This is a genomic window from Halopseudomonas sp. (assembly GCF_047631575.1).
Classification (GTDB): domain Bacteria; phylum Pseudomonadota; class Gammaproteobacteria; order Pseudomonadales; family Pseudomonadaceae; genus Halopseudomonas.
In genome coordinates this window covers 225,745-247,931 of the sequence record NZ_JBLIAB010000003.1, presented here as the reverse complement: position 1 = coordinate 247,931, position 22,187 = coordinate 225,745, and the positions used below count along the sequence as shown (strand labels likewise).

Here is a 22,187-nt window from a genome sequence, read left to right as displayed (position 1 = left end):
ATTGCGCGGTAATCCAGCCACTGCGAAACCACCATGACCGAACTTTCCCCGACGCTTGAACTCGCCTGCGAGCTGATCGCCCGCAACTCGACCACACCGGATGACGCCGGCTGCCAGCAGTTAATGGCCACGCGCCTCGCTGCCTGCGGCTTCCATCTCGAGTCCATGCGCTTTGGCGAGGTCGACAATCTCTGGGCACGTCGCGGTAACGAAGGTCCGGTGCTCTGTTTTGCTGGCCACACCGATGTCGTCCCCACTGGCCCGCTTGAGCGCTGGGATAACCCGCCATTCGAGCCAACCCTACGCGAAGGCATGTTGCACGGGCGTGGTGCGGCCGACATGAAGGGCAGCCTCGCAGCCATGCTGGTAGCAGTAGAGCGTTTCGTCGCGGCCTCGCCGAACCACCGGGGCTCGATCGCCTTCCTCATAACCAGTGATGAGGAAGGGCCCGCCAATGACGGCACAGTCAAGGTTGTCAATACCCTAGTAGAGCGCGGCGAAACGGTCGACTGGTGCATTGTCGGCGAGCCTTCAAGCACGGAGCGGGTGGGCGACGTGGTCAAGAATGGTCGCCGCGGATCACTCAACGGCCGATTGATGATTATGGGCAAGCAGGGCCACGTCGCCTACCCGCATCTAGCGCGCAACCCCATCCATCTGGCCGCCCCTGCTCTGGCAGCTCTGGCAGCGGAAAACTGGGACGCGGGCAACGCGTTTTTCCCGCCGACCAGCTTCCAGATCTCCAATATCAACGCCGGCACAGGCGCCACTAACGTGGTCCCCGGAGAACTGGTCGCACTGATCAACTTTCGATTTTCTACCGAATCAACCGCCGAGGGCCTGCAGCTTCGGGTACGCAACCTCCTCGACCAGCATGGTCTTGACTACGAATTGGACTGGACCCTCTCGGGACAGCCCTTTCTGACTGAACCAGGCGCCCTACTCGATGGCGTCAGTGCCGCCATCCTTCAGGTAACCGGCCGCGAGACTCAACCCTCCACCACAGGGGGTACGTCCGACGGCCGTTTCATCGCGACCATGGGAACCCAGGTTGTTGAGCTCGGACCAATCAACGCTACCATTCACCAGCTGAACGAGCATGTCAGTGCCGCCGATCTGGACACCCTTACCGATATCTACCAGGCGACCATGGAGCGGCTGTTGACCTGATGCTTGAGCTCATCTGCCCCCTTTGCCATAAATCACTGCAGCCCGACGCTCACCACTGGGGCTGCATAAACAATCATGGCTACGATCGGGCCCGCCAGGGCTATCTCAATCTCCATCTGGTGCAGCATAAAAAGAGCCGCCAACCCGGTGACACACCAACGATGCTCGCCTGTCGACAGGCCTTCCTGAATGCCGGTCATTATCAGCCAGTAAGTGATCGTATTGGTGAACTGCTGGGTACAGCCCAGCCGGCGGCGTTACTGGATATGGGATGTGGCGAGGGCTATTACACGGCGCAACTGAAGCAGGCACTGGTCAATTGCGCGATCGGCGGCCTGGATATAAGCAAAGACGCTATTATCAAAGCGTGCCGGCGCACGCGGGATATACAGTGGCTGGTAGGATCCACGGCACGCCTGCCTGTTCCGAACGCGAGCCTGGATAGCGCCTTGTGCGTTTTTAGTCCATGGACCTGGGAAGAGTGCCTGCGTTGTCTGAAGCCTGGCGGCCAGCTGCTGCTGGTCGGCCCCCATCCCGATCATTTGATGAGCTTGCGCGAGCAGCTCTACGAAAGCATTCATCCGACTCCCGAATTGATCAAGGCATTACCCGAGGGTCTTAACATCGTCAACGACCAGACCCTGCGCTATGCTCTGGATCTGACACCGGCCGATCTGGCCAACCTGATCGGCATGACGCCACACGGATTTCGCAGCAGCCCGGAGCGTCAACGGGCCGTGATCGAAACAGGCCTGACCGGCCTTGAAGTGGCCATGCGACTGGTCTTGCTGCAACGCTGCTGAGGACATTATTAGTGCGCCAACCCGATATCGAGATTTATCTGCGTGAAGAACACCTGGACGCGCTTACCGCTTGGTTGAACCAACAGATCGGCCCGCTGGAACTCAAACCCTGGCACGAGCTGGTGCGGCGGGGCACACTGACCTGCGACAAACATCAGATTGCACTGATGATTATTCGCAAAGCGGCCGGCAAGTGGGCGAGCGTCTGGTTCGACAGCGCGCATACACCATGGGAAACTGATCTGGACTGTGCCCGTGCTATTTTTCAGGGACTGCAGGAAGAAGCACGTTGCTCTGTGGGAGGTTGGTCAGAGGAAGAGGATGACCCAGAGATGGACCGTTGGATCAAGGTGAATGCCAGCGGCGAAGTTGAATTTACCTGGGCGATCAAGGCCTAGCCTTATGACACCGGATCACTTGATCGTTGCAGGCGCCACAATGGGACTCGTCCTGCTGGCGATGCTCTTGCACTACGAGGCATCCTTTTTTCTTCGCTTGCGGCTTAAACGGTATAAATCACTCTCACTCCGTACACGAATAATAACCCTGACCGGTGGCCTTTTTTGCGCTCACGTTGCGCAAATATGGCTATTCGGCGTTGGCGCTTGGCTCCTGGTTGACGTCGGCGATACCACAGGCACGATTGGCGGGATGGTCGATGCGGACCTGCTTGACTTCATCTATCTGTCAGCGACCAGCTTTACGACAGTCGGTTTCGGTGATGTCTACCCAGTCGGCCATCTGCGCTTCCTGTTCGGCACTGAAGCCCTGGTCGGATTCATGTTGTTGACCTGGTCGGCGTCCTTGACCTTCGTAGAGATACAGACCCACTGGCGCAATTTGGACAGCGGCTAAAACGTCCTTAACCCAGTAGCCGACAGCCTGCCCTCCGACTCATTACCGATTAAAGGAATCAGCCATGACTCAGATGATCATCGCATGCCCACATTGTCACCGAAAAAATCGTGTCGATGAGGCCAGACTCACGGAGGGGCCTGTTTGCGGTGTCTGTAAGAAAACCCTGTTCACTGGCCAACCACTCCCCTTAGGTGCTAGCACGTTCAACGCCCATGCAAGTTCAGATCTACCGTTGATAGTGGATTTCTGGGCACCCTGGTGCGGCCCTTGTCGCCAGTTTGCACCGGTATTTGAAAAAGCCGCTGACACTCTGGAACCGCATGCAAGACTGGCAAAGGTGAACACCGAAGATGAACAGGCACTGGCAGCCCGTTTCGGTATTCGCAGCATTCCAACTCTACTGATAATGCAGCGCGGCAAGGAAGTCGCCCGCGTAGCGGGCGCAATGCCGGCCGGACAATTCACCCAGTGGGTCAAACAGCAACTCGGTTAGTGTCTGTTGTGAAAAAGCCCGGCAGAGAAAACTACTGGCGGGCTTTCAAGCACAATAGACTATTCAACCTCGGCGCTACGAATGAGATCCGAACGACGTTTGTTTAAACTCTCAACCTGAGCAACCCCAAGCTGAAATGCCCAGCGCGGATCTGCATTCACGCCAAACTCGCCATCGACTGGCTGTTCAAAACGGTCAATGATCAACCAAAAACGACCGGACACGTCATAGAGGCTGGCAGCCAGTTCAGCACCATTCCAGGTCATGACTTGCATTTGCACGTTAGGCTCGCCCAGCTGCAGATCACTGCGTAAAGCCACATCCTGGGCGTTAAGCCCAATCAATGCCAGAACCATACTGTTGATCCAACGCTCACTGCCCTGCTGTTGCGCTGAATCAGGACCCGTGAGTCGAAGGTTATAATCACCCTCGGAGGCCTTTTCCAACTCAATAACTTCTCCGTCAGGATGTTCCCAGCGCGCTTTTGCGACACTTTCCATCGGGATCTGCGCAACGTTCAAATCAAGCCATTCACGCGGGTTGAGGCTCATACCAAAGGGTCTGTTGATCAACCACACCTGGTCTTCCCCAGCAAAACGCACGAGCTGACCCGACCCGACTGGATTACCAAACAACAGGGTAATAACGTCGCCATTGTGCTCCAGACGAACCTGAAGCGGCGAACCCCTTGATTGCTCGACATTCAGGCCCAGTCGCGCATGGTAGTCCGGATTATCGGTTTGTTCTTCGATCACCCGCGCACCGCGCATGGCATGTAACAGCGCTGCAATACGCGCCGCTTGAGCCGGGAACCGGTCACTGCTAACGACGCCCCAACGGTCGTCCTCGCGGACCAGATCAACACCCCCGTCAGTACCTTTGCTCAGACTGATGCGATCCACTTGCCCAAGTAGCTCCATTTGCGCTTCGGACAGGAGCGAACGGCTCTGCAGATCCTCTACCCGATTATCACCCTGACGCTGAAGCGCCAGAGCGATCAACAATACCGAGATGACGGCTAATATGGCGAAAAGCTTCATCTTCATCGTGCAGCCTCCTTATGCAGAACGTCGGCGCAGGCGACGGATCAGCCACCAAAGCAAAATCCCTAGCGTCAGCAACGCCGGTACCAAGGCAATATTGATCACCTTGAGCCAGGTGCCTAACTCCTCGATGTCTGCGTTAAGCTGGAAACGAACATCACGCAGCTGCTTGCGAATGGCCAGCTTCTCATCAATGAAACCTTGCACCGCCTGTTGCTGATCGGCACTCATTTCCGCCATTTGCGAAGGATCCTGGCCCTGCTGGAGTTCGGCCAATCGTTGCTCCGTTACGGCCAGCTGCTGCTGCAGTCGCTGTTCGCTGGCACGATAACGACGTTCAGCGGTGCGCTGCAGATTCTCGACCACGGTGAAGGGGCGGCTGAAATCCCCACGCGAGCGCACACTGATCAGCGCTTCAGAGCCCGATAAATTATCCAGCGCGTTGATCACCAGTCCACCGTTGTCTGCCCATGGCTGGGGTACACGTTCGCCAAAGAAATCCTGCACTTGCACCCACATGCGATCGGTCAACAGATCCGTATCGGCAATCACCATCACGTTGATATTGTCAGCTGATTGAAGACCCGGCTCACTCCCTTCCGGCGCATCAGGATAGGCCGATACTGCCGGGCCCTGCAGGCGCGCAGCAAAGTGATAGATATTCGAATCCGGCGCGAAACCATCGAGTAGCACTTCCGGATCCTGCATACGGGCGAAAGCACTGCTGGCAATCAAGGCACTCTTTGCAGTGCTTGAGAACAGGGGCGTGAACTGGGTCATCGCCCCTTCAATTGGCACCAACGCACCGGCGGTTGCGACAGTCAGCAGGCTTAACGGTGCAGTGACGGTATCTTCTTTATTAAGCTGAGCTTGTTCGACTTCAAGCCAACCTATATGACGCGCTGGCAATTGCCCCTCACCTCGACTGACCGACATACCCAGACGAGCGTCCAGTACGACCTTCTCGGCATCGAAATTAACCCCCCAGTTTTTCAGCAGAGGCGACAGGTCCGACGACTTGCCGTCTGCCATCCCCTCCATCATCGCTTCCTGGCTCTGGTCGGCCTCAGCCAGCGGGTCGATAAATGCTAACAATTTACCGCCACGCAGCACAAACTGATCCACTGCGTGCAGGGCCTGTTCGGTCAATGCTTTAGGGTGCACCAGCATGAGCACGTCGATATCATCAGGCACCTCGGTCATATCGCTTTTGAGGTTGCTTATCTCGAATAATTGGCGGATCTGTTCAAATACCACCCAGGGCGCGGCAGGCTGCCCGGTCATTGGATTCATGCCACCACCCAGGGGCAAACCACTTATGATGCCAATGCGTGCCTTTTCCGGTTGGGCCAGGCTATTGATCAGCCGGCTGAGCTCGTACTCAAGCAACCCTTCCTGTTCCAGTGCGAAAAAGGGGATCACTTCACGCTCACCCAGCGTATTGCTGCCCGCCAGGCCGAAATACAGCTTCTCTCCGCTCTGCGGAAGCGGGATCGCCTGGAGTCCGAACTCTGCAGCCCGATCTTCGGCTTCGGAGAAGGGTTGCGGATCAATAATCTGCAGATCAATCTTGCCCCCTGCAACCCGCTCATATTCTTGCAGGAGCTCTTCTACCCGACGTGCATAGTTGCGCAGGATGACCATATCCTTGCTAGCGCTGTCTGAGAAAAAGAAATACAGCGTGACCGGCTCTTCCAGTCCCGTAAGGATTTCGCGGGTACCATCGGAAATGGTGTACAGCTTCTGCTCGGTCAAATCGATCCGCACCCCTGGGAGAAGGGTGTTAGAAGCCATGTTAAACGCGAGGAAGGCCAGCAGCAGGACCAGCAGGCCAGTGCCTGAATACATCAAACGTTTCATTATTGTGTCTCCTTCGCCTCAATCGGCCTTTTTCAGGTCGATGACAATCGCAGTAGCCAGTAACCACACAGCCATGAGCGAAATAAAATACAGCAGGTCACGCAGATCCAGGACGCCCTTGCTGATGGCATCGAAACGAATCAGGAAGCTGAGTGAGGCAATAGCGTCAAGCAGCCACTGAGGCGCCCACCCGGCAAACAGGTCGAGCCACAGGGAGAATCCACTGACGATGAAGATAAAACAGGCGACCACACTGACGATGAACGCAATCACCTGATTCTTGGTCAATGCTGACATGCACGAGCCAATGGCCAGATAGCCTCCGGCGAGTAGCCAGCTACCCAGATAACCGGTGAAAATCGCACCGTTGTCGGGGGAACCCAGGTAATTGACCGTAATGATGATCGGGAACGTTAACAACAAGGCCAGGCCAATGAAAACCCATGCTGCCAGGAATTTGCCGAGCACCATGTCAGTCCGTGAGACCGGCAGAGTCATCAATAACTCGATAGTGCCGGACTTGCGCTCTTCAGCCCACAACCGCATTGCCACCGCGGGCACCAGAAACAGGTAAAGCCACGGATGGAAATTGAAAAAAGCGTTCAGGTCAGCCTGCCCACTTTCGTAAAACCCGCCCAGATAAAAGGTAAATACCGCCGCCAACACCAGAAAGATCACGATAAAGATATAGGCCAGCGGCGTAGCAAAATAACTGCCCAGTTCACGCTTGAAGATAACACCTAGATTTTTCATGCTGCGTCCTCCGCAGTCAGACGGCGGAAGACTTCATCCAGACGACCACGCTCTACCGATAATTCGAGCACTGGCCAGCCATGGTCTTGGGCATATTGCCCCACAGCAGGAAAAATCACTTCGCCGGGTTTAGCGATAATGGTCAATAGATGCCCGTCAGGCCTCACTTCCACTGCGGCAACCCCAGGTAGTGCCAGCAGCGGCTGACTGTCCACCGGTTGCTCAAGGGCGACAGTTACCGCCTGATGATAGCGAGAGCGGGCTTCAAGCTGCTCCGGCGTGCCGTCAGCGAGCAACCGGCCATGGGCAATGACCACCGCACGGGTACACACCGCACTGACCTCTTCGAGAATATGGGTCGATATGACCACAATCTTGTTGCTGCCTTCAGCCAGCTGCTTGATCAACTTGCGCACCTGATACTTCTGATTGGGATCAAGTCCATCAGTGGGCTCGTCCAGAATCAGGATTTTGGGGTCATGCAAAATGGCCTGAGCGAGACCTACCCGCCGCTTGAAGCCCTTGGACAAGGTTTCGATGCTCTGCCCCATGACTGCACCCAGCTCCAGTTGCTCCGCTGCCCATGCCACCCGCTTGTGCTTTTGCGCACCGCTGAAGCCACGAATCTCAGCGATGAATTCCAGGAAGCGCTTGACGCGCATGTCGCCATAACAGGGTGCGCCTTCAGGCAAGTATCCCATTTGCTGCTGGGCAAGCAGTGTCTGAGTCTGGATATCGAATCCGCCAACAGAAGCAGAGCCACCATCAGGCGTGAGAAATCCGGTCAGCATTTTCATTGTGGTCGATTTGCCGGCGCCATTCGGGCCGAGAAAGCCCAATACTTCGCCGGGACTCACGTCAAACGACAGATTATCCACGGCAGTGTGTTCGCCAAAGCGTTTGGTCAGGCTGTTTATCTTTATCATGGCCTCTTCCGTTATCCCCAAAAATACAGATGCGCCGCAAACAGGCGGGCAATGCAGTGCGCAAGAATACATTGATTTACGTGAAAGTGGGGCAGGCATTGGACGGGCACGAACGATCAGAGACCAGAAAGGTCTGTAGGCCGAGGCCGCGCCCCAGCTCTGCTCGGACTGGCAGCAAGGAATGGTTCAGCGCTCAAGGCGACGACTATATGAACCTGTTACGCTTATTTCAAGGGGTGCGTCATTATTCTGCGAAGCTTACCTCAGCGCCAGCTGTAACCAACCCACAAAACCGCTAGAATCCAGCTGCGTATGCCTTGCGCGCAGGGACCGCGAATACCTTTCCATTCAGGAAGCCCCATGCCAGCTGTTTACTCATCATTTTTCGGTCGCTTACGTTTTGGTTCACTGCGCCGACTGCTTTATCTCTGGGCGCGTTCCGACAGTATCGGCAACGGCGCATTCAACCTGCATCTCGATCAGAACCAACCGATTGTCTATGTGCTGCCCTACCGCTCGCTGGCGGACCTGATCGTGCTGGACCGTGAATGCTTGAAAGCGGGTTTACCGCGCCCGGTACGAGCACCCCATGGCGAGCTGATGGAACGCGAATCCTACGTCTTTCTGAGTAATGCCAGAGCATGGGTGAGCAGGCCCGATCCGCGTGACCAGTCGCCTCAACTGTTGCGAGCACTTCATGCGGTTCAGCAGCACCACTGCGAGGAGGTACAGTTAGTACCAGTCAGCGTTTTCTGGGGTCAGTCACCGGATGTTGAGTCTTCCCCGCTGAAGCTGCTGTTCGCCTACAACTGGACTGTGACCGGGCGCCTGCGCAAGCTGCTGGCGATCGTGCTGCATGGCCGAAAAATTCGTGTGCATTTCGGCCGCAGTCTGTCGCTGCGTGAGCTGATGCACGAGGATCTGGGCCCAGAACGCAGCCTGCGACGCATTAACCGTTTACTGCGTGTGCATTTTCGCCAACAGCGCGGCGCGGTGATCGGCCCTGACTTGTCGCACCGGCGCACGTTGCTAAAGGGACTCCTGCAGTCGCCACAGGTTCGCCAGGCGATTCAGCTCGAAGCGCAAGAGCGCAACGTGGACCCTGCGAAGACCCGCAAGGAGGCTGCACGCTACGCCAACGAGATCGCCTCGGATTTTACCTACAGCACCATTCGCTTCCTGGAGGTGGTACTTTCCTGGTTCTGGAACAAACTCTACGATGGCATCCGTGTTAATCACATTGAGCGGGTACAACGCATCGCGCCGGGCAATGAAATTATTTACGTGCCCTGCCATCGAAGCCATATCGACTACCTGCTCCTGTCGTCACTGCTCTTTCAGAACAATCTGACACCGCCGCACATTGCAGCCGGCGTCAACCTGAACATACCGCTAGTCGGCGGCATCCTGCGACGCGGTGGTGCCTTCTTCATGCGCCGCAGCTTCCGAGGCAACCAGCTGTATACGGCGGTTTTCAACGAATACATGCATACGCTTTTCAGCCGCGGGTTTCCTACGGAATACTTTATCGAAGGTGGCCGCTCGCGTACCGGGCGCACATTGAATCCCAAAACCGGCCTGCTCTCGATCACCCTGCGCAGCTTTCTGCGATCCTCCCGCCGACCGATAGTCTTCGTGCCTGTATATATTGGTTATGAACGGGTGCTCGAAGGCCGGACCTACCTGGGCGAGCTGCGCGGTCGGGAAAAGAAAAAGGAATCGGTTTTCGATATTTTCCGAGTGCTCTCAGCCCTGAAACTGCGTTTTGGGCATGTTGCAGTCAACTTCGGCGAGCCGGTATCGCTGCATTCCTTTCTTGACCAGCAGCAACCCGGATGGCGTCAGCAAAGTCATGCACCCGATTATCGGCCTGACTGGCTGCCCACCGTCACCGACCAGCTGGCTCGTACCCTGGCCAACGCCATAAACGCCGCCGCCGATGCGAACCCGGTCAACCTGGTGGCTTTGTCGATGCTGTCTACTAGCCGTTTGGCACTGGATGAGCCAGCGCTTGAGCAGGTGCTCAACCGTTACAGCGCGCTGTTGCGACGGGTGCCCTACAGTAGCAGCGTTACCCAGCCGGACATGGGTGGCGCGCAGTTGATCCGCTACGTCGAAAGTATGGGTATGATCGGTCGCCAATCTGATGCCCTGGGTGAGATTCTCTACCTCGATGAGCCCCAGGCAGTTCTCATGACTTACTATCGCAACAACATATTGCACCTGGTTGCGCTGCCCGCATTGATCGCCTGTCTGTTCCTGAATAATTCAAGAATGGGACGCGAGCAGATTAGTCGACTGGTGACCGGGATCTATCCCTATCTGCAACGTGAACTTTTTCTTCAGTGGGATCTAGATGAGTTGCCCGGCGTAATCGATAACTGGATCGACGGACTTATCGCTGAGGGATTACTGCATGAAAAAGTCGGTCAGATTGCCCGGCCGGAAACCAGTTCCGGGGAGTTCGTCTTGCTCACGCTGCTGGCGCGCAGCATCCTGCAGACGCTGGAACGCTTTTACATGGCCTCTGCATTGTTGTTCAGTCATCCCAATGGCAGCCTAACCGCGGAGGAGCTGGAAGCACTCTGCTCCGTCATGGCCCAGCGCCTGTCGATTCTGCACGGTCTGAATGCACCTGAGTTCTTCGACAAGATACTGTTTCGCCAGTTTATTCAACGGCTAAACGAAATGGCGGTAGTAAGACGTGATAGTGAAGGACGTCTCAGCTATTCACCGGACATGGAGGATATTGCTGAAAATACCGCCAGAAGAGTACTCAGCGCGGAAATAAGGCTGTCGATCAGACAGGTGGCACGGGCCTCGAAAACACCAGCTTGACCGTTGAAAAGATCTAGACTTCGAGCTTTCTGATGCCGTAGATGTCGTAGCGGCTCGACTGACCGCTGAGCTCAGCGGTCGGCGCCGGCCCTGCAATGGCCGACGCTTTGCGGGGCCGTTTGACTACCACGCGGTGGCTGGCAAGCTTCCGGGCAGCTGCCAGGAGCGCCGGAGCGTCCAGATCATCGCCGGCCAAAGGACGAAACACGCGCATTTCTTTTTTGACCAGCGCCGACTTGTCCCGGTGCGGAAACATCGGATCCAGATGTATGACCTGGGGCACCGCCATCTGCCAATCGGCCATTGCACTAATGGCGTCCGCCTGAATCAGCTGCATGCGGCTGGCAATCTCTGCGACCTCGCCTCCCGCGTGCCGAGCACGCGCGAGGCCATCAGCCAGTAACGCAGCTATCACCGGCTGCCGCTCAATCATCGTTACCTGGCAGCCTAGCGCGGCCAGCACAAAAGCATCTCGCCCTAGACCGGCCGTCGCGTCAAGTATGGTTGGGCGCATTGAGCCGCGCAAACCCGCCGCTTTAGCTACCATCTGCCCAGTTCCACCACCAAATTGACGCCGGTGCGCTAGCGCACCCGCGACGAAGTCCACCTGAACGGCCCCGGGCGCATCCGCACCAGTGAGCTGCAGTCTAAGCCCATCGTCGCCCACCTGGAGAAGCAGCAAGGCACCTCCTGCCAAAGGCTCGACCAACGGCAGTGCCAATGAGGCCGCCAGTTCGCCTGCGTGCACACGCAATTCAGGCTGCAGCCAAGTGACTGCGACGACGCAAGCCGAGGGTTGTTCAGGGCGCAATATGTTCACAGGAGAAAGCCGGAGAGTAGGGAGTAAAATCAGGCAAACAGATCGACGCCAAATATACTGTCCGCCTGGTCGTTGACTGGCAGGTTGGCAGTGGATTGATAGCTGGCCAGCGCACGGTTGGTTCCGCCATAGACCGGCTCCTGAGCCTCACGCCTGGCGGGTATGTACTCGGCATTGGCGGTGGAGGCGTTCACGGCACGGGGTGTAAGCGCTCTGGGTGGCTCGACAGGTGCTGCAGGTGCAGTCTGTCCCGCGCGCGCAGGTTCACTGTTGGCCACAGGGACCACAGGACGAGCACTGCGCTCTGGAAGCGCAGTGAATGGAATATAACCATCCAGACGCATAGGGAAACTCCAGGAGATACGGCCGCAAGATTATCCTGCATTGCGGAAAAAGGCAAAGTCAGCCGGATTGCCGGGGGGAGGCCACTTTGTCACGCAGGTAAACCGGTTGCGCGTCGGCCGCGTCCAGTACGGCACCCGCCTCCCAACGCGGCAAGGCCAAGTCCAGCAGATCTCGGGCATCAGGCAGCATCTGTGGCCAGTTGCGGCCTACCCTCACCGCCAGGCGCTCGGCATACTGCCAACCTGTGCCCGCCCCGTCGGGCACCAACATTCCGGCAGCGAGCATGACCTTTTCCGGCGCACTGACACATTCCTTACCAACCAGCTGCATTACACTGCCCTGCAACTGGTAGCATCCCCAGTAAACCTCATCCATGCGCGCATCAATCGCCGCACAGACGTATTCAGACTGGTGCTCACGCCAGGCCCGTTGAGCCAGAGCAGCCAGATTGGAAATATCGATAACGGGCTTGCCGGTAGCAAACGCCATCCCCTGGACCATGCCGGTAGCAATCCGTACACCGGTAAAAGCACCAGGGCCTCGTCCAAACACCAAGGCATCGATCTGGCGCAGCGTAATACCGGCCTGCTCCAGCAGCTCCTCGATCATCGGCAACAACCGCACAGCATGCATACGCGGGATTACTTCAAAACGATGGATCACCTGACCTTCATGTAACAAAGCAGCCGAACAGGCCTCGGTTGCAGTATCCAGAGCAAGTAATGTAGTCATAGCGGTCTGTTTCAAGGATTGACAAGAGAAGGAGAAAGACCGTGACTGCCCAAAAGCAGCACTGGGTATATTCTTCAGCGGGCCACCTAGGAAAGGCGGCCCTGGCACATCAGCTTAGGGCACTCATAACCTGCTGAGTGATAGCATCGACGCTGCCCACGCCCACGACCCGGCTGCAGTTGGGTTTGCCGTCTGTATCAGACAGCTTCTGATAGAAAGCGACCAGCGGTTGAGTCTGCTCATGGTAGATTTTCAAACGGTTGCGTACGGTAGCTTCGACGTCGTCATCGCGCTGCACCAGGGGCTCTCCGGTAGCATCGTCCTTGCCGGATACTTTGGGCGGCTGATGCTTGATGTGGTAAATCCGACCGGATCCTGGATGCACACGACGACCTGACAAACGCTCGACAATTTCCTCGTCGTCGACGGCAATTTCCAGGACGTGATCAATCGAAACTCCAGCCTCAACCAAAGCCTGCGCCTGTGGGATGGTACGCGGGAAGCCGTCCAACAGAAATCCGTTTTGGCAATCTTGCTGAGTGATGCGCTCGCGGATCAGACCAATAATCAGGTCATCGGAGACCAGACGTCCGCTATCCATGACTTCTTTGACCTGCTTGCCCAACTCAGTGCCGGCCTTGATCGCGGCACGCAGCATATCGCCAGTGGATATCTGTGGTATGTCGAAATGCTTGCAAATGAACTGGGCTTGGGTGCCCTTGCCCGCGCCAGGCGCTCCCAACAGGATGACTCGCATATTCAAACTCTCCTAATCTAACTGAAATCGGGCCACCGGCGGCAGGCCGCCCCCGGCTGGCAAACGCCCGCACTTAGGCCGACGCAACAAAGTCATCGCACCCGCAAGGCATGCGAAAAGGGCGTTAAACATACACTTCCAACCTGGCACGCACAAGCCAGACCATCGTCGTACCACGCCCTGCGGGCTCTTCAGCCCGTGTTACGCATTCCTGCTGCTATCCCCGCGACAGTAACCAGTAGCGCCCGCTCAAGATCCGGATCAATATTCTCACCCTGAGATCGGGTACGTCCCATCAGCTCTGCCTGCAGCAAATGAAGCGGATCGGTGTAGGGGTTGCGCACTGCTACCGACTCGCTTAGGGCTGGATTATGCGCCAACAGCTGCTCGGTCTGGCGCAACGTAAGCACCGCCTCGGTCGCCTGCTGTAATGCCGCACGCAACATCGCGCCCAAGGGCCAGAGGTCCGGATCCGCCAGCCGCTCCTCGTAAAATCGGGAAATACCTGCGTCTGCCTTGGATAGCACCATTTCAAGCATCTCTATCCGAGCCCTGAAAAACGGCCACCGATCCATCATCAGCCGCAGCTTATCTTGCTCCCCCGCTTCCATCGCCTCCGTCAGTGCCTGCCCAGCTCCCAACCAGGCGGGCAACATCAGACGGGTCTGGGTCCAGGCGAAAATCCATGGAATCGCCCGCAGGCTTTCTATTCCACCCTGGCTTTTGCGCTTTGCCGGCCGGCTGCCCAAGGGCAAACGGGCCAGTTCCTGCTCCGGTGTGGCCTGGCGGAAATACTCGACGAACTGTGGCTCATCGCGCACTACGCCGCGGTAGACCACCACCGAACGGTCAGCCAGGCCCTGCATCATCTCTCGCCAGGCGGGCTCGGGGGCTGGAGGCGGCAATAGGCTCGCCTCGAGCACGGCACTTGTATACAGCTGGAGGCTTTGCACAGCGATCGCCGGCAGACCGTATTTGAAACGGATCATCTCACCCTGCTCCGTCACCCGAAACTGACCATTAACCGAACCCGGTGGTTGCGAAAGAATTGCCATGTGCGCCGGTGCACCACCTCGCCCCACCGTGCCGCCCCGACCATGGAAAAGCCGCAGTTGTACCTTATGCTTGGCGGCAACCGCCACTAGAGCCTCCTGCGAACGGTATTGTGCCCAACCAGCGGCCAGAGTACCGGCGTCCTTCGCGGAATCCGAGTAACCGATCATCACTTCTTGCTCGTCCCCGGCGATGTTTCGGTAGCCCTGCAAGGAGAGCAAACTGTCAATCGCGGTGGCGGCGTTATCCAGGTCAGCTAGCGTTTCAAACAGAGGTACCACCCGCATCGGCCAACTCACCCCGGTTTCCTTCAGTAGCAGTTTGACCGCCAGAACATCCGAGGGACTGGATGCCATGGAAATAACATAGGAACCCAGCAGCTCTGAAGGTTGGGAAGCCACTATACGACAGGTTTCGAGTACCTCGGCAACCTCCGGAGACGGCTCCCAGGCCGGAGGTAAAAGGGGTCTACGATTGCTCAGCTCCTCAATTAGGAAATGGCAACGCTGCTCCTCATTCCAGTCACTGTAGCGGCCCAGTTGCAAATATTCGGTCAATTCAGCCAACACGTCAGCGTGCCGCCCGGCGTCCTGACGGATATCCAGGCGTACCAGACCCAGGCCAAAGGCATTGACCCTGCGCAAGGTATCTAGCAATGGACCGTTGGCGATCAACTCCATGCCCTGCTCGACCAACGAGGCATAGCAGTCCTCCAGCGGCTGACGTAATGAATCCAGACTGCCGAGCACCTTATCAGGAGCCGGAGTGTCTTCGACGAGCGACGCTTCGGCCCAGTCCCGGGTTGCCCCAAGTCGCTCGCGCAACCCCTTGAGAAGAGCACGATAAGGCTCGTCTACCAGCCCAGTCTGCTCCAGTACCTTCGCACTGGCCGCTTGCATCGACAACTGATTACCCAATGCCTCTACATCACGCAGATACAAGTCAGCTGCCATCCAGCGGCCCAGAAGCAGGACTTCACGGGTTACCCGCGCAGTCACGTTGGGATTGCCATCGCGATCACCGCCCATCCAGGAGGCGATACGTACAGGCGACGTGCGCGGTGCCAACGGCGCGCCGGTAGCTGTTCGGACGTCATCATCCAGCTGGCGCAAAAATGTGGGCAAAGCGGACCAGAGGGAATGCTCAATAACGGCAAAGCCCCATTTGGCTTCATCCACTGGCGTGGGACGATTGCGACGAATTTCATCGGTATGCCAGGCTTCGCTGATCAGACGCGCCAGATCCGCTCGCACATTCGCCTGCTCGGCAAGACTCAGGTCGTCATGGTCCCGGCGGCCAAGCGCGAGCGCAATGGCATCGTATTTCTGAATCAGGGTACGCCGGGTCACTTCAGTTGGATGCGCGGTCAGGACCAGTTCGATATCCAGCGCCTCAACGTTTTTACGGATAGCCGCCCCGTCAAAGCCTTCCTCTTTCAACCGCACCAACAAGTCACTGACGCAGCGCTGCTCGAAGCGGACCGGCTCGTCTGCCCGTTGACGGCGATTGCGGTGATACTGTTCGGCAATATTGGCAAGATTGAGAAACTGGTTGAAGGCGCGACAGACGGGTAGTAGCTGGTTATCGGGCAGATCTTTCAGCGCCGCGATTAATGCATCATGGGCTGCCTGGTCAGTACGACGACCCTGCTTGGCTCCCAGACGTATGCGCTCGATACGTTGAAGAAATGCCTCACCCAGGTGCGCCTTGATCGTCTGACCCAGCAGCTCGCCCAACTCGTGAACATCTTCGCGCAGACGCGCATCTATCTCCGCCATCGTCATCTCCTATTGTCTCGATGCCTTACAGCATGCTGTCGCAGAGCACTTCCTGACAAGGGCCGCGTTAAGACTTCTTTAGCGGGCGACGGGCGAGCTCCTGAAGAGTCGTGCAGAATCGGATCGATGCGCTATGCTGTGATCATCGCCACAAGCGAACTTATACAGATAGCGTTGGGAGAAAACATGAAGATCCGTGAACTTACCCAGGAATGGGAGCGCAACGCCAAAGGCGCTGTGACGCACAGCACCTACGAGGTCCAACTGCCACTAGAGGATGCGGCTCGGCTCGGCGCACTCCACGAGATGTACCCGCGACGCCACGTGGAAGAGCTGATTACCGACCTGTTGTCCTGCGCACTTGAAGAGCTCGAGGAGAGCCTACCCTATAAGACCGGAGAGGAGGTGGTTGCCGTCGACGAAATGGGCGACCCGATGTACGCCGATGCAGGCATGACCCCGCGTTTTCTCGAACTGAGCAAGAAGCATCTCCAGACGCTGCGGGGAGAGAAAAAAAAGTCGGCCTGATCAGGCATTCAGGCTCTGTCTGCCAACCTCAGAGCCCGACTTGCTTGGCATCGTCCCACAACTGATCCAGTTGCTGCAAATCCACATCTTTCACCTCCAGCGCCCGCTCGGCAAGCTGTCGCTCAATATAGCGGAAGCGGCGCTCGAATTTGTCGTTGCCTTGACGCAGAGCCGTTTCGGCATCGACTTCAAGATGTCGCGCCAAGTTAACCACCGAAAATAGCAGGTCTCCCATTTCATCGGCCACAGCCTTATTATCACCTCTGGCCAAAGCCTCTCGGACCTCATCCAGCTCCTCGGCAATCTTCTCGACAACGGGTCCCGACTGAGTCCAGTCAAAGCCCGACCGCGAAGCGCGCTTTTGCAATTTCTGCGCTCGACTCAAGGCGGGCAACGCGTGCGGGACGTCGTCGAGTAACGAAAGCTGCTCTGGCTTAGTAGTCTTTTCAAGGCGTTCCTGCGACTTGATTTCCTCCCAGCGTTGTTTGACCTGATCAGAATCGAGTGTAAAAGTCCCCGCAGGTGTGCGCAAATGTCCATCTAGAAACACATGAGGATGACGCCGAACCAGCTTGCGCGTAATGCCATCAACCACTTGATCCCAATTAAAATGATCTGCCTCCCGACCCAGCTGTGCGTAGTAGACCACCTGAAACAGTAAATCTCCCAGCTCTTCGGCAAGCTGAGGATAATCACCCTCGGCAATCGCATCGGCTACCTCATAAGCCTCTTCCAGCGTGTGCGGCACTATGCTTTCAAAGGTCTGCTGTTGATCCCATGGGCAGCCATGTTGCGGGTCACGCAAGCGCTCCATCAAATACAGCAAATCATCTAGCTGATAGCTCACGACTGAATTTCCTTACGATTACGACGTGCTTCAATGATGTTCGGCAGTTGACTAATACGCGCCAGCAAGCGCCCCAGCATATTGATGTTGGGCACTTCTACCGTGAGTAGCATGGCCGCGTAGTTATCATCCTTGTTGGTTCGGGTACTGACTTCGAGTACGTTTATCTTGTCGTTAGCGAGCATCTGCGACACATCGCGCAGCAGACCAGAGCGGTCATAAGCCTTGATGTAAATTTCGACCGGATAGGTCTGGACACGTTCGCTGCCCCAGTTGACTTCTATCAGGCGATCCGAGTCCCGATCCTGCAGCTGCATCGCGGTGGCACAATCTGCACGGTGCACGGTCACTCCACGGCCGAGCGTAATGTAGCCGGTAATGGGATCACCGGGGACCGGCTGGCAACAGCCGGCCAGTTGGGTAAGAAGGTTACCGACACCCTGAATGGATATGTCACTCCGGCGACTCGGCTTGCTCGGGCGCCGCGGAATCAACTCCAACTGCTCGCTGTGGCGGTCTGGCTCGAGCAGCTGCTGGGCCACATTGACCACATGCATCAGACGTATGTCACCGGAACCAACCGCAGCAAACAAATCGTCCTGACTGCGAATGTTCAACTTGTCGATCAGCTGCGCATAGTCGGCACCATTGAGTGCCAGGCGGGTTAATTCACGGTCGAGCATAAGTTTGCCGGCCAGCACATTCTGCTCCCGGGCCTGCTGCTTGAACCAGTGCTGGACCTTGGCCCGGGCCCTGGACGTATTGACGTAACCCAGATTGGGGTTGAGCCAGTCGCGGCTCGGCCCACTGTGTTTGCCGGTAATGATCTCGACGTGCTCACCGGTCTGCAAGATATAACTCAGCGGCACGATACGTCCATTTACCTTGGCGCCACGGCAGCTGTGCCCTATTTCCGTGTGCACCCGATACGCGAAGTCCAGCGGCGTCGCACCCTTGGGCACGTCCAGTACGTGGCCATCGGGAGTAAACAGATAGATGCGATCGGGCTCGAAGTCCACCCGCAACTGTTCGGCCAATCCACCAATATCACCCATCTCCTCGTGCCATTCGAGCACTTGACGCAACCAGGCGATCTTGTCCTCGTAGGCGCTGGAAGAAGAGCTTGGGGTATCCGTGCCCTTGTAGCGCCAATGAGCGCACACCCCCAGCTCGGCTTCCTCGTGCATGCCCTGAGTGCGAATCTGCACCTCCATCACCTTGCCACCAGGACCAACCACCGCAGTATGCAGGGAGCGATAGCCATTCTCCTTGGGATTGGCGATGTAATCATCGAACTCCTTAGGGATATGCCTCCAAAGACTGTGCACTATTCCCAAGGAGGTATAGCAATCCCGCACTAGCGGGACCAGCACTCTTACCGCCCGCACGTCGTAGACCTGGCTGAAATCGATATTCTTGCTGCGCATCTTGCGCCAAATCGAATAGATATGTTTAGCGCGTCCGGTGATCTCCGCCTGTATGCCTGCCTCTTCCAGTTGTTCGCGGAGCTGGCCCATCACCTCGTCGATATATTCCTGCCGATCCAGTCGACGCTCATCGAGCAACTGGGCAATCTGCTTGTACTGCAAGGGCTCGATATACCGGAATGACAGATCCTCGAGTTCCCATTTGATATGACCAATACCCAGTCGATGGGCCAGAGGTGCGTAGATGTCGAATACTTCGCGCGCGACGCGATAGCGCTTTTTTTCCGGCGCATCCTTGACCGCGCGGATAGCACAGGTACGTTCCGCCAGCTTGATCAGGGCAACGCGTACATCATCAACCATAGTGACAAGCATTTTGCGCAGGTTCTCGACCTGGGACTGGGAGCTGAAAGCCGCCGCTTTCGACGGATTCTGCGAAACGCTGATCGCAGCCATGCGCTGCACACCGTCAACCAGTCCGGCGACAACCTCCCCAAAGCGATGTGCCACAGCAGGCAGATCAGTCTTGCGCTCACGAACCGCCCGATAAATGACCGCTGCAACCAGTGAGTCCTGATCCAGCTTGAGCTCGGCCAGTATTTCAGCCATTTCCAGACCGGTGGTGTAACTGTTAGCGCCTTCGGCCCAGATATTCTCCGCGGCGACAGCGTCCTGCTCGAGCTGTGAGGCCCACTCACAAGCCTCACGCAGAACCTGAGGCGAGGAAAGCGGCACCCTCTGGTGAATACGCTCGATCCATGCGTCGATATCGACGCTGCCATCACTGTTGGTGGGGTATATAGCCCTAACCTGTACCATCAGGACAGATCACATGATTCGTGCAAATTGTTTGACACTTTTTTCACTCTATTGGGCTTTGTGCTTGGCACCGGAGGGGGTGCCGTGAACAAACAATGCCATTGCCTCGACATGAGCAGTCTGGGCAAACATATCCATCACTCCGACCTTTTGCAGCCGATAACCTTGTGCCGCTAACATGCCTGCATCACGCGCCAGGGTCGCCGGACTGCAGGATACATAGAGAATCCTCCCCACCTTCATTCGCGCTAGCGTTTCTACCAGTCGCTCAGCCCCGTCACGAGGCGGATCCAGTAGCGCCGCATCGTATTCTTCATCAAGCAATTGCTGATCAAGCTGCTTGGACAGATCCGCCTGTAAAAAGTGCGCCGACAGTAAATTGTTATTTTGCGCGTTCATACGAGCGCGCGAAACCATCTGCTCATCGCCTTCAATACCGGTCACAAGCGCGCCCGCATGAGCCAAAGGCAGGCTGAAATTACCTACGCCGCAAAATAGATCAAGAATACGCTCGCCCGGTTGAGGCGCCAGCCACTGCATAGCCTGATTAATCATCTGTTGGTTAACTGCCGCGTTCACCTGAATAAAATCTCCTGGGGCAAACTCCAGCCTCAACCCCTGATCGGCGAGCGCGTAAGCAGGCGCAGAGCCTGTCCCAGAGATACAATGCAACGTATCGATATCACCCGGCTGGAGCCAGCATTCAGCGCCATGCGCGAACACCACCACCCGAAGCCGCTCAAGATCAATCAGCGACAAGGGCTGCATATGACGCACCAACACAACGGGTGCCTGAGCGGCAATCAGCTCTACGTGACCCAGTCCGGCACGGCCATCCATTTCGGACAACACCGGGCCTAAAGCCTGCACCAACGCCTCCAGCTCTGGCACCAGAATCGGGCACTGAGTCACCTCGACCAGATCACTACTAAATCGTTGCCGGTAACCCACCTCAAGCCGACCCTGTCGCCTATCCCAGCGCAGCGCTAAGCGCGAGCGCTGCCGATAACCGTACGCCGGCCCCAGCAACGGTGGCATCCACTTTTCAGGCTCAACCCCGGCAAAATGCTGCAATTGCTGGGCCAGAGCCTGTTGTTTGACCTGGAGTTGTGTCGTGTGCGGCATATGCTGCAGGCTACAGCCGCCACACAGATCAGCATGTCGACAGGCAGGCTGCAACCGCTCAGGACTGGCCTGCAATATCTTATCGACGCGCGTTTCGATCAGCTTGCTGCGCGCCTTGAGCACCCTCGCCAGAACTTTCTCGCCAGGCAAGCCGCCATCGACAAATACCGTCCGGCCCTGCCAGCGGCCTATACCCCGGCCATCATGGCTGAGACGCTCCAGCTCCAGCTCGATGCGTTGCCCAATCGCTGCGGGCGCATCAGCGGTTTTGCGCGGTCGCCCACGGAAGGCTTTCATGGTTTGGGGTCGTGCACTCCGGTGGACAGGTAGCGATCACCACGATCACAGATAATCGCCACAATCACTGCGTTCTCGACCTCGCTCGATAACTGCAACGCAGCAGCCACGGATCCGCCGGAAGACACGCCAGAGAAAATCCCCTCCTCGCGGGCGAGACGACGCATCATGATTTCCGCCTCTTCCTGGCCCATATCTATGATCCGGTCCACCCGCTCCGCTTCAAAAATGCCCGGCATGTAGGCCTCGGGCCAGCGGCGAATACCGGGAATCGACGCACCTTCAACAGGTTGCAGACCAACAATCTGGATCGCCGGGTTCTGCTCCTTGAGGTAACGCGAGGTCCCCATAATGGTCCCAGTAGTCCCCATTGAGCTGACAAAATGGGTAATAGTGCCGTGGGTATCGCGCCAGAGCTCAGGCCCGGTTGTGCGGTAGTGCGCCTCGGCGTTGTCGGCATTACCAAACTGATCCAGCACTTTGCCCTTGCCCTCACTTTGCATTTGCATGGCCAGATCCCGGGCACCTTCCATACTGGCCTCGCGGCTGACCAGAATCAGTTCCGCACCGTAGGCGCTCATCGCTGCCTTGCGCTCGGAACTCATGTTATCGGGCATGATCAACACCATGCGATAACCCTTGATCGCCGCTACCATTGCCAACGCGATACCGGTATTGCCGGAGGTCGCCTCAATCAGGGTATCGCCGGGGCTTATCTCACCGCGCAGCTCGGCCCGCTCAATCATCGACAGCGCCGGACGGTCCTTTACCGACCCTGCAGGATTGTTGCCCTCAAGCTTGGCCAGTATGGTGTTACTAGTATTGCCGGGGATTCGCTGCAGGCGAACCAGCGGCGTGTTGCCGACAAAATCGGCGACGGTTGGAAAATCAATAGTCATCTTGCACCTTTAGGGC

Annotated in this window: 20 protein-coding genes; 7 read left to right on the top strand and 13 right to left on the bottom strand. The window is 57.1% G+C overall.

Going from position 1 to position 22,187, the window contains the following annotated elements; genetic code table 11:
* Positions 1-33: 33 nt before the first annotated feature.
* From dapE to trxC, 5 genes are all read left to right on the top strand, one after another.
* Complete coding sequence (gene dapE / locus ACJAXR_RS07910) at positions 34-1,170, top strand: succinyl-diaminopimelate desuccinylase (protein WP_415057715.1); 1,137 nt, start codon at positions 34-36, stop codon at positions 1,168-1,170.
* Positions 1,170-1,973 (top strand): putative RNA methyltransferase, encoded by an 804-nt coding sequence (locus ACJAXR_RS07905; RefSeq protein WP_415057714.1) that lies wholly within the window; start codon positions 1,170-1,172, stop codon positions 1,971-1,973. The genes dapE and ACJAXR_RS07905 overlap by 1 nt, the downstream gene beginning before the upstream one ends.
* 11 nt (positions 1,974-1,984) lie before the next feature.
* Positions 1,985-2,371: a hypothetical protein gene (locus ACJAXR_RS07900; RefSeq protein WP_415057713.1), complete on the top strand. Its 387-nt coding sequence runs from the start codon at positions 1,985-1,987 to the stop codon at positions 2,369-2,371.
* Positions 2,372-2,375: 4 nt separating this feature from the next.
* The gene (locus ACJAXR_RS07895) at positions 2,376-2,828 is read left to right on the top strand and encodes an ion channel (protein WP_415057712.1); all 453 of its coding nucleotides are present in this window, start codon (positions 2,376-2,378) and stop codon (positions 2,826-2,828) included.
* Positions 2,829-2,892: 64 nt separating this feature from the next.
* On the top strand, positions 2,893-3,324 hold the full coding sequence (trxC, locus tag ACJAXR_RS07890) for a thioredoxin TrxC (RefSeq protein ID WP_415057711.1): 432 nt from the start codon (positions 2,893-2,895) through the stop codon (positions 3,322-3,324).
* Positions 3,325-3,383: 59 nt separating this feature from the next.
* Here trxC and ACJAXR_RS07885 read toward each other — a convergent pair whose 3' ends face one another.
* Genes ACJAXR_RS07885 through ACJAXR_RS07870 form a run of 4 tightly spaced genes read right to left on the bottom strand, consistent with a single transcriptional unit; the run spans position 3,384 to position 7,906 of the window.
* Positions 3,384-4,370 carry a DUF4340 domain-containing protein gene (locus tag ACJAXR_RS07885; RefSeq protein WP_415057710.1) on the bottom strand — a complete coding sequence of 329 codons (987 nt, stop codon included), beginning with the start codon at positions 4,368-4,370 and terminating at the stop codon, positions 3,384-3,386.
* Between the two features lie 12 nt (positions 4,371-4,382).
* Complete coding sequence (locus ACJAXR_RS07880) at positions 4,383-6,227, bottom strand: Gldg family protein (protein ID WP_415057709.1); 1,845 nt, start codon at positions 6,225-6,227, stop codon at positions 4,383-4,385.
* A gap of 18 nt (positions 6,228-6,245) precedes the next feature.
* A complete protein-coding gene (locus ACJAXR_RS07875; protein WP_415057708.1) occupies positions 6,246-6,980 on the bottom strand; it encodes an ABC transporter permease in 735 nt (244 codons plus the stop codon).
* Complete coding sequence (locus ACJAXR_RS07870; protein ID WP_415057707.1) at positions 6,977-7,906, bottom strand: ABC transporter ATP-binding protein; 930 nt, start codon at positions 7,904-7,906, stop codon at positions 6,977-6,979. Before ACJAXR_RS07870 ends, ACJAXR_RS07875 begins: the two co-directional genes overlap by 4 nt.
* 360 nt (positions 7,907-8,266) lie before the next feature.
* On the opposite strand from ACJAXR_RS07870, the gene plsB reads away from it, so the two are divergent.
* Complete coding sequence (plsB, locus tag ACJAXR_RS07865) at positions 8,267-10,744, top strand: glycerol-3-phosphate 1-O-acyltransferase PlsB (protein ID WP_415057706.1); 2,478 nt, start codon at positions 8,267-8,269, stop codon at positions 10,742-10,744.
* A gap of 13 nt (positions 10,745-10,757) precedes the next feature.
* Here plsB and ACJAXR_RS07860 read toward each other — a convergent pair whose 3' ends face one another.
* From ACJAXR_RS07860 to ppc, 5 genes are all read right to left on the bottom strand, one after another.
* Entirely contained in the window at positions 10,758-11,558 is an 801-nt protein-coding gene (locus ACJAXR_RS07860) for a class I SAM-dependent methyltransferase (RefSeq protein ID WP_415057887.1), read from the bottom strand.
* A 35-nt stretch (positions 11,559-11,593) separates the two neighbouring features.
* A complete protein-coding gene (locus tag ACJAXR_RS07855) occupies positions 11,594-11,908 on the bottom strand; it encodes a hypothetical protein (protein ID WP_415057705.1) in 315 nt (104 codons plus the stop codon).
* Positions 11,909-11,966: 58 nt separating this feature from the next.
* Positions 11,967-12,641, bottom strand: coding sequence for a tRNA (adenosine(37)-N6)-threonylcarbamoyltransferase complex dimerization subunit type 1 TsaB (gene tsaB / locus ACJAXR_RS07850; protein ID WP_415057704.1), 675 nt, complete (start codon positions 12,639-12,641; stop codon positions 11,967-11,969).
* A 109-nt stretch (positions 12,642-12,750) separates the two neighbouring features.
* Positions 12,751-13,398 carry an adenylate kinase gene (gene adk / locus ACJAXR_RS07845; protein WP_415057703.1) on the bottom strand — a complete coding sequence of 216 codons (648 nt, stop codon included), beginning with the start codon at positions 13,396-13,398 and terminating at the stop codon, positions 12,751-12,753.
* Positions 13,399-13,589: 191 nt separating this feature from the next.
* Complete coding sequence (gene ppc / locus ACJAXR_RS07840; protein WP_415057702.1) at positions 13,590-16,229, bottom strand: phosphoenolpyruvate carboxylase; 2,640 nt, start codon at positions 16,227-16,229, stop codon at positions 13,590-13,592.
* Between the two features lie 186 nt (positions 16,230-16,415).
* Here ppc and ACJAXR_RS07835 point away from each other — a divergent pair, with 186 nt between their 5' ends.
* Positions 16,416-16,757, top strand: coding sequence for a pilin assembly protein (locus tag ACJAXR_RS07835; RefSeq protein ID WP_415057701.1), 342 nt, complete (start codon positions 16,416-16,418; stop codon positions 16,755-16,757).
* A 28-nt stretch (positions 16,758-16,785) separates the two neighbouring features.
* Here ACJAXR_RS07835 and mazG read toward each other — a convergent pair whose 3' ends face one another.
* The 4 genes from mazG to cysM are packed head-to-tail and all read right to left on the bottom strand — an operon-like array spanning position 16,786 to position 22,171.
* Positions 16,786-17,604, bottom strand: coding sequence for a nucleoside triphosphate pyrophosphohydrolase (gene mazG / locus ACJAXR_RS07830; RefSeq protein ID WP_415057700.1), 819 nt, complete (start codon positions 17,602-17,604; stop codon positions 16,786-16,788).
* Positions 17,601-19,850 (bottom strand): GTP diphosphokinase, encoded by a 2,250-nt coding sequence (gene relA, locus ACJAXR_RS07825; protein WP_415057699.1) that lies wholly within the window; start codon positions 19,848-19,850, stop codon positions 17,601-17,603. Before relA ends, mazG begins: the two co-directional genes overlap by 4 nt.
* Before the next feature lie 48 nt (positions 19,851-19,898).
* Positions 19,899-21,272: a 23S rRNA (uracil(1939)-C(5))-methyltransferase RlmD gene (rlmD, locus tag ACJAXR_RS07820; protein ID WP_415057698.1), complete on the bottom strand. Its 1,374-nt coding sequence runs from the start codon at positions 21,270-21,272 to the stop codon at positions 19,899-19,901.
* The gene (gene cysM, locus ACJAXR_RS07815; protein WP_415057697.1) at positions 21,269-22,171 is read right to left on the bottom strand and encodes a cysteine synthase CysM; all 903 of its coding nucleotides are present in this window, start codon (positions 22,169-22,171) and stop codon (positions 21,269-21,271) included. The genes rlmD and cysM overlap by 4 nt, the downstream gene beginning before the upstream one ends.
* Positions 22,172-22,187: the final 16 nt, after the last annotated feature.

Excerpts from the sequence above, each read along its gene's own strand:
- dapE (WP_415057715.1), top strand. The coding sequence starts at position 34 with ATGACCGAACTTTCCCCGACGCTTGAACTCGCCTGCGAGCTGATCGCC.
- ACJAXR_RS07905 (WP_415057714.1), top strand. The coding sequence starts at position 1,170 with ATGCTTGAGCTCATCTGCCCCCTTTGCCATAAATCACTGCAGCCCGAC.
- ACJAXR_RS07895 (WP_415057712.1), top strand. The coding sequence starts at position 2,376 with ATGACACCGGATCACTTGATCGTTGCAGGCGCCACAATGGGACTCGTC.
- trxC (WP_415057711.1), top strand. The coding sequence starts at position 2,893 with ATGACTCAGATGATCATCGCATGCCCACATTGTCACCGAAAAAATCGT.
- ACJAXR_RS07885 (WP_415057710.1), bottom strand. The coding sequence starts at position 4,370 with ATGAAGATGAAGCTTTTCGCCATATTAGCCGTCATCTCGGTATTGTTG.
- ACJAXR_RS07880 (WP_415057709.1), bottom strand. The coding sequence starts at position 6,227 with ATGAAACGTTTGATGTATTCAGGCACTGGCCTGCTGGTCCTGCTGCTG.
- ACJAXR_RS07875 (WP_415057708.1), bottom strand. The coding sequence starts at position 6,980 with ATGAAAAATCTAGGTGTTATCTTCAAGCGTGAACTGGGCAGTTATTTT.
- ACJAXR_RS07870 (WP_415057707.1), bottom strand. The coding sequence starts at position 7,906 with ATGATAAAGATAAACAGCCTGACCAAACGCTTTGGCGAACACACTGCC.
- plsB (WP_415057706.1), top strand. The coding sequence starts at position 8,267 with ATGCCAGCTGTTTACTCATCATTTTTCGGTCGCTTACGTTTTGGTTCA.
- ACJAXR_RS07855 (WP_415057705.1), bottom strand. The coding sequence starts at position 11,908 with ATGCGTCTGGATGGTTATATTCCATTCACTGCGCTTCCAGAGCGCAGT.
- tsaB (WP_415057704.1), bottom strand. The coding sequence starts at position 12,641 with ATGACTACATTACTTGCTCTGGATACTGCAACCGAGGCCTGTTCGGCT.
- adk (WP_415057703.1), bottom strand. The coding sequence starts at position 13,398 with ATGCGAGTCATCCTGTTGGGAGCGCCTGGCGCGGGCAAGGGCACCCAA.
- ppc (WP_415057702.1), bottom strand. The coding sequence starts at position 16,229 with ATGGCGGAGATAGATGCGCGTCTGCGCGAAGATGTTCACGAGTTGGGC.
- ACJAXR_RS07835 (WP_415057701.1), top strand. The coding sequence starts at position 16,416 with ATGAAGATCCGTGAACTTACCCAGGAATGGGAGCGCAACGCCAAAGGC.
- relA (WP_415057699.1), bottom strand. The coding sequence starts at position 19,850 with ATGGTACAGGTTAGGGCTATATACCCCACCAACAGTGATGGCAGCGTC.
- rlmD (WP_415057698.1), bottom strand. The coding sequence starts at position 21,272 with ATGAAAGCCTTCCGTGGGCGACCGCGCAAAACCGCTGATGCGCCCGCA.
- cysM (WP_415057697.1), bottom strand. The coding sequence starts at position 22,171 with ATGACTATTGATTTTCCAACCGTCGCCGATTTTGTCGGCAACACGCCG.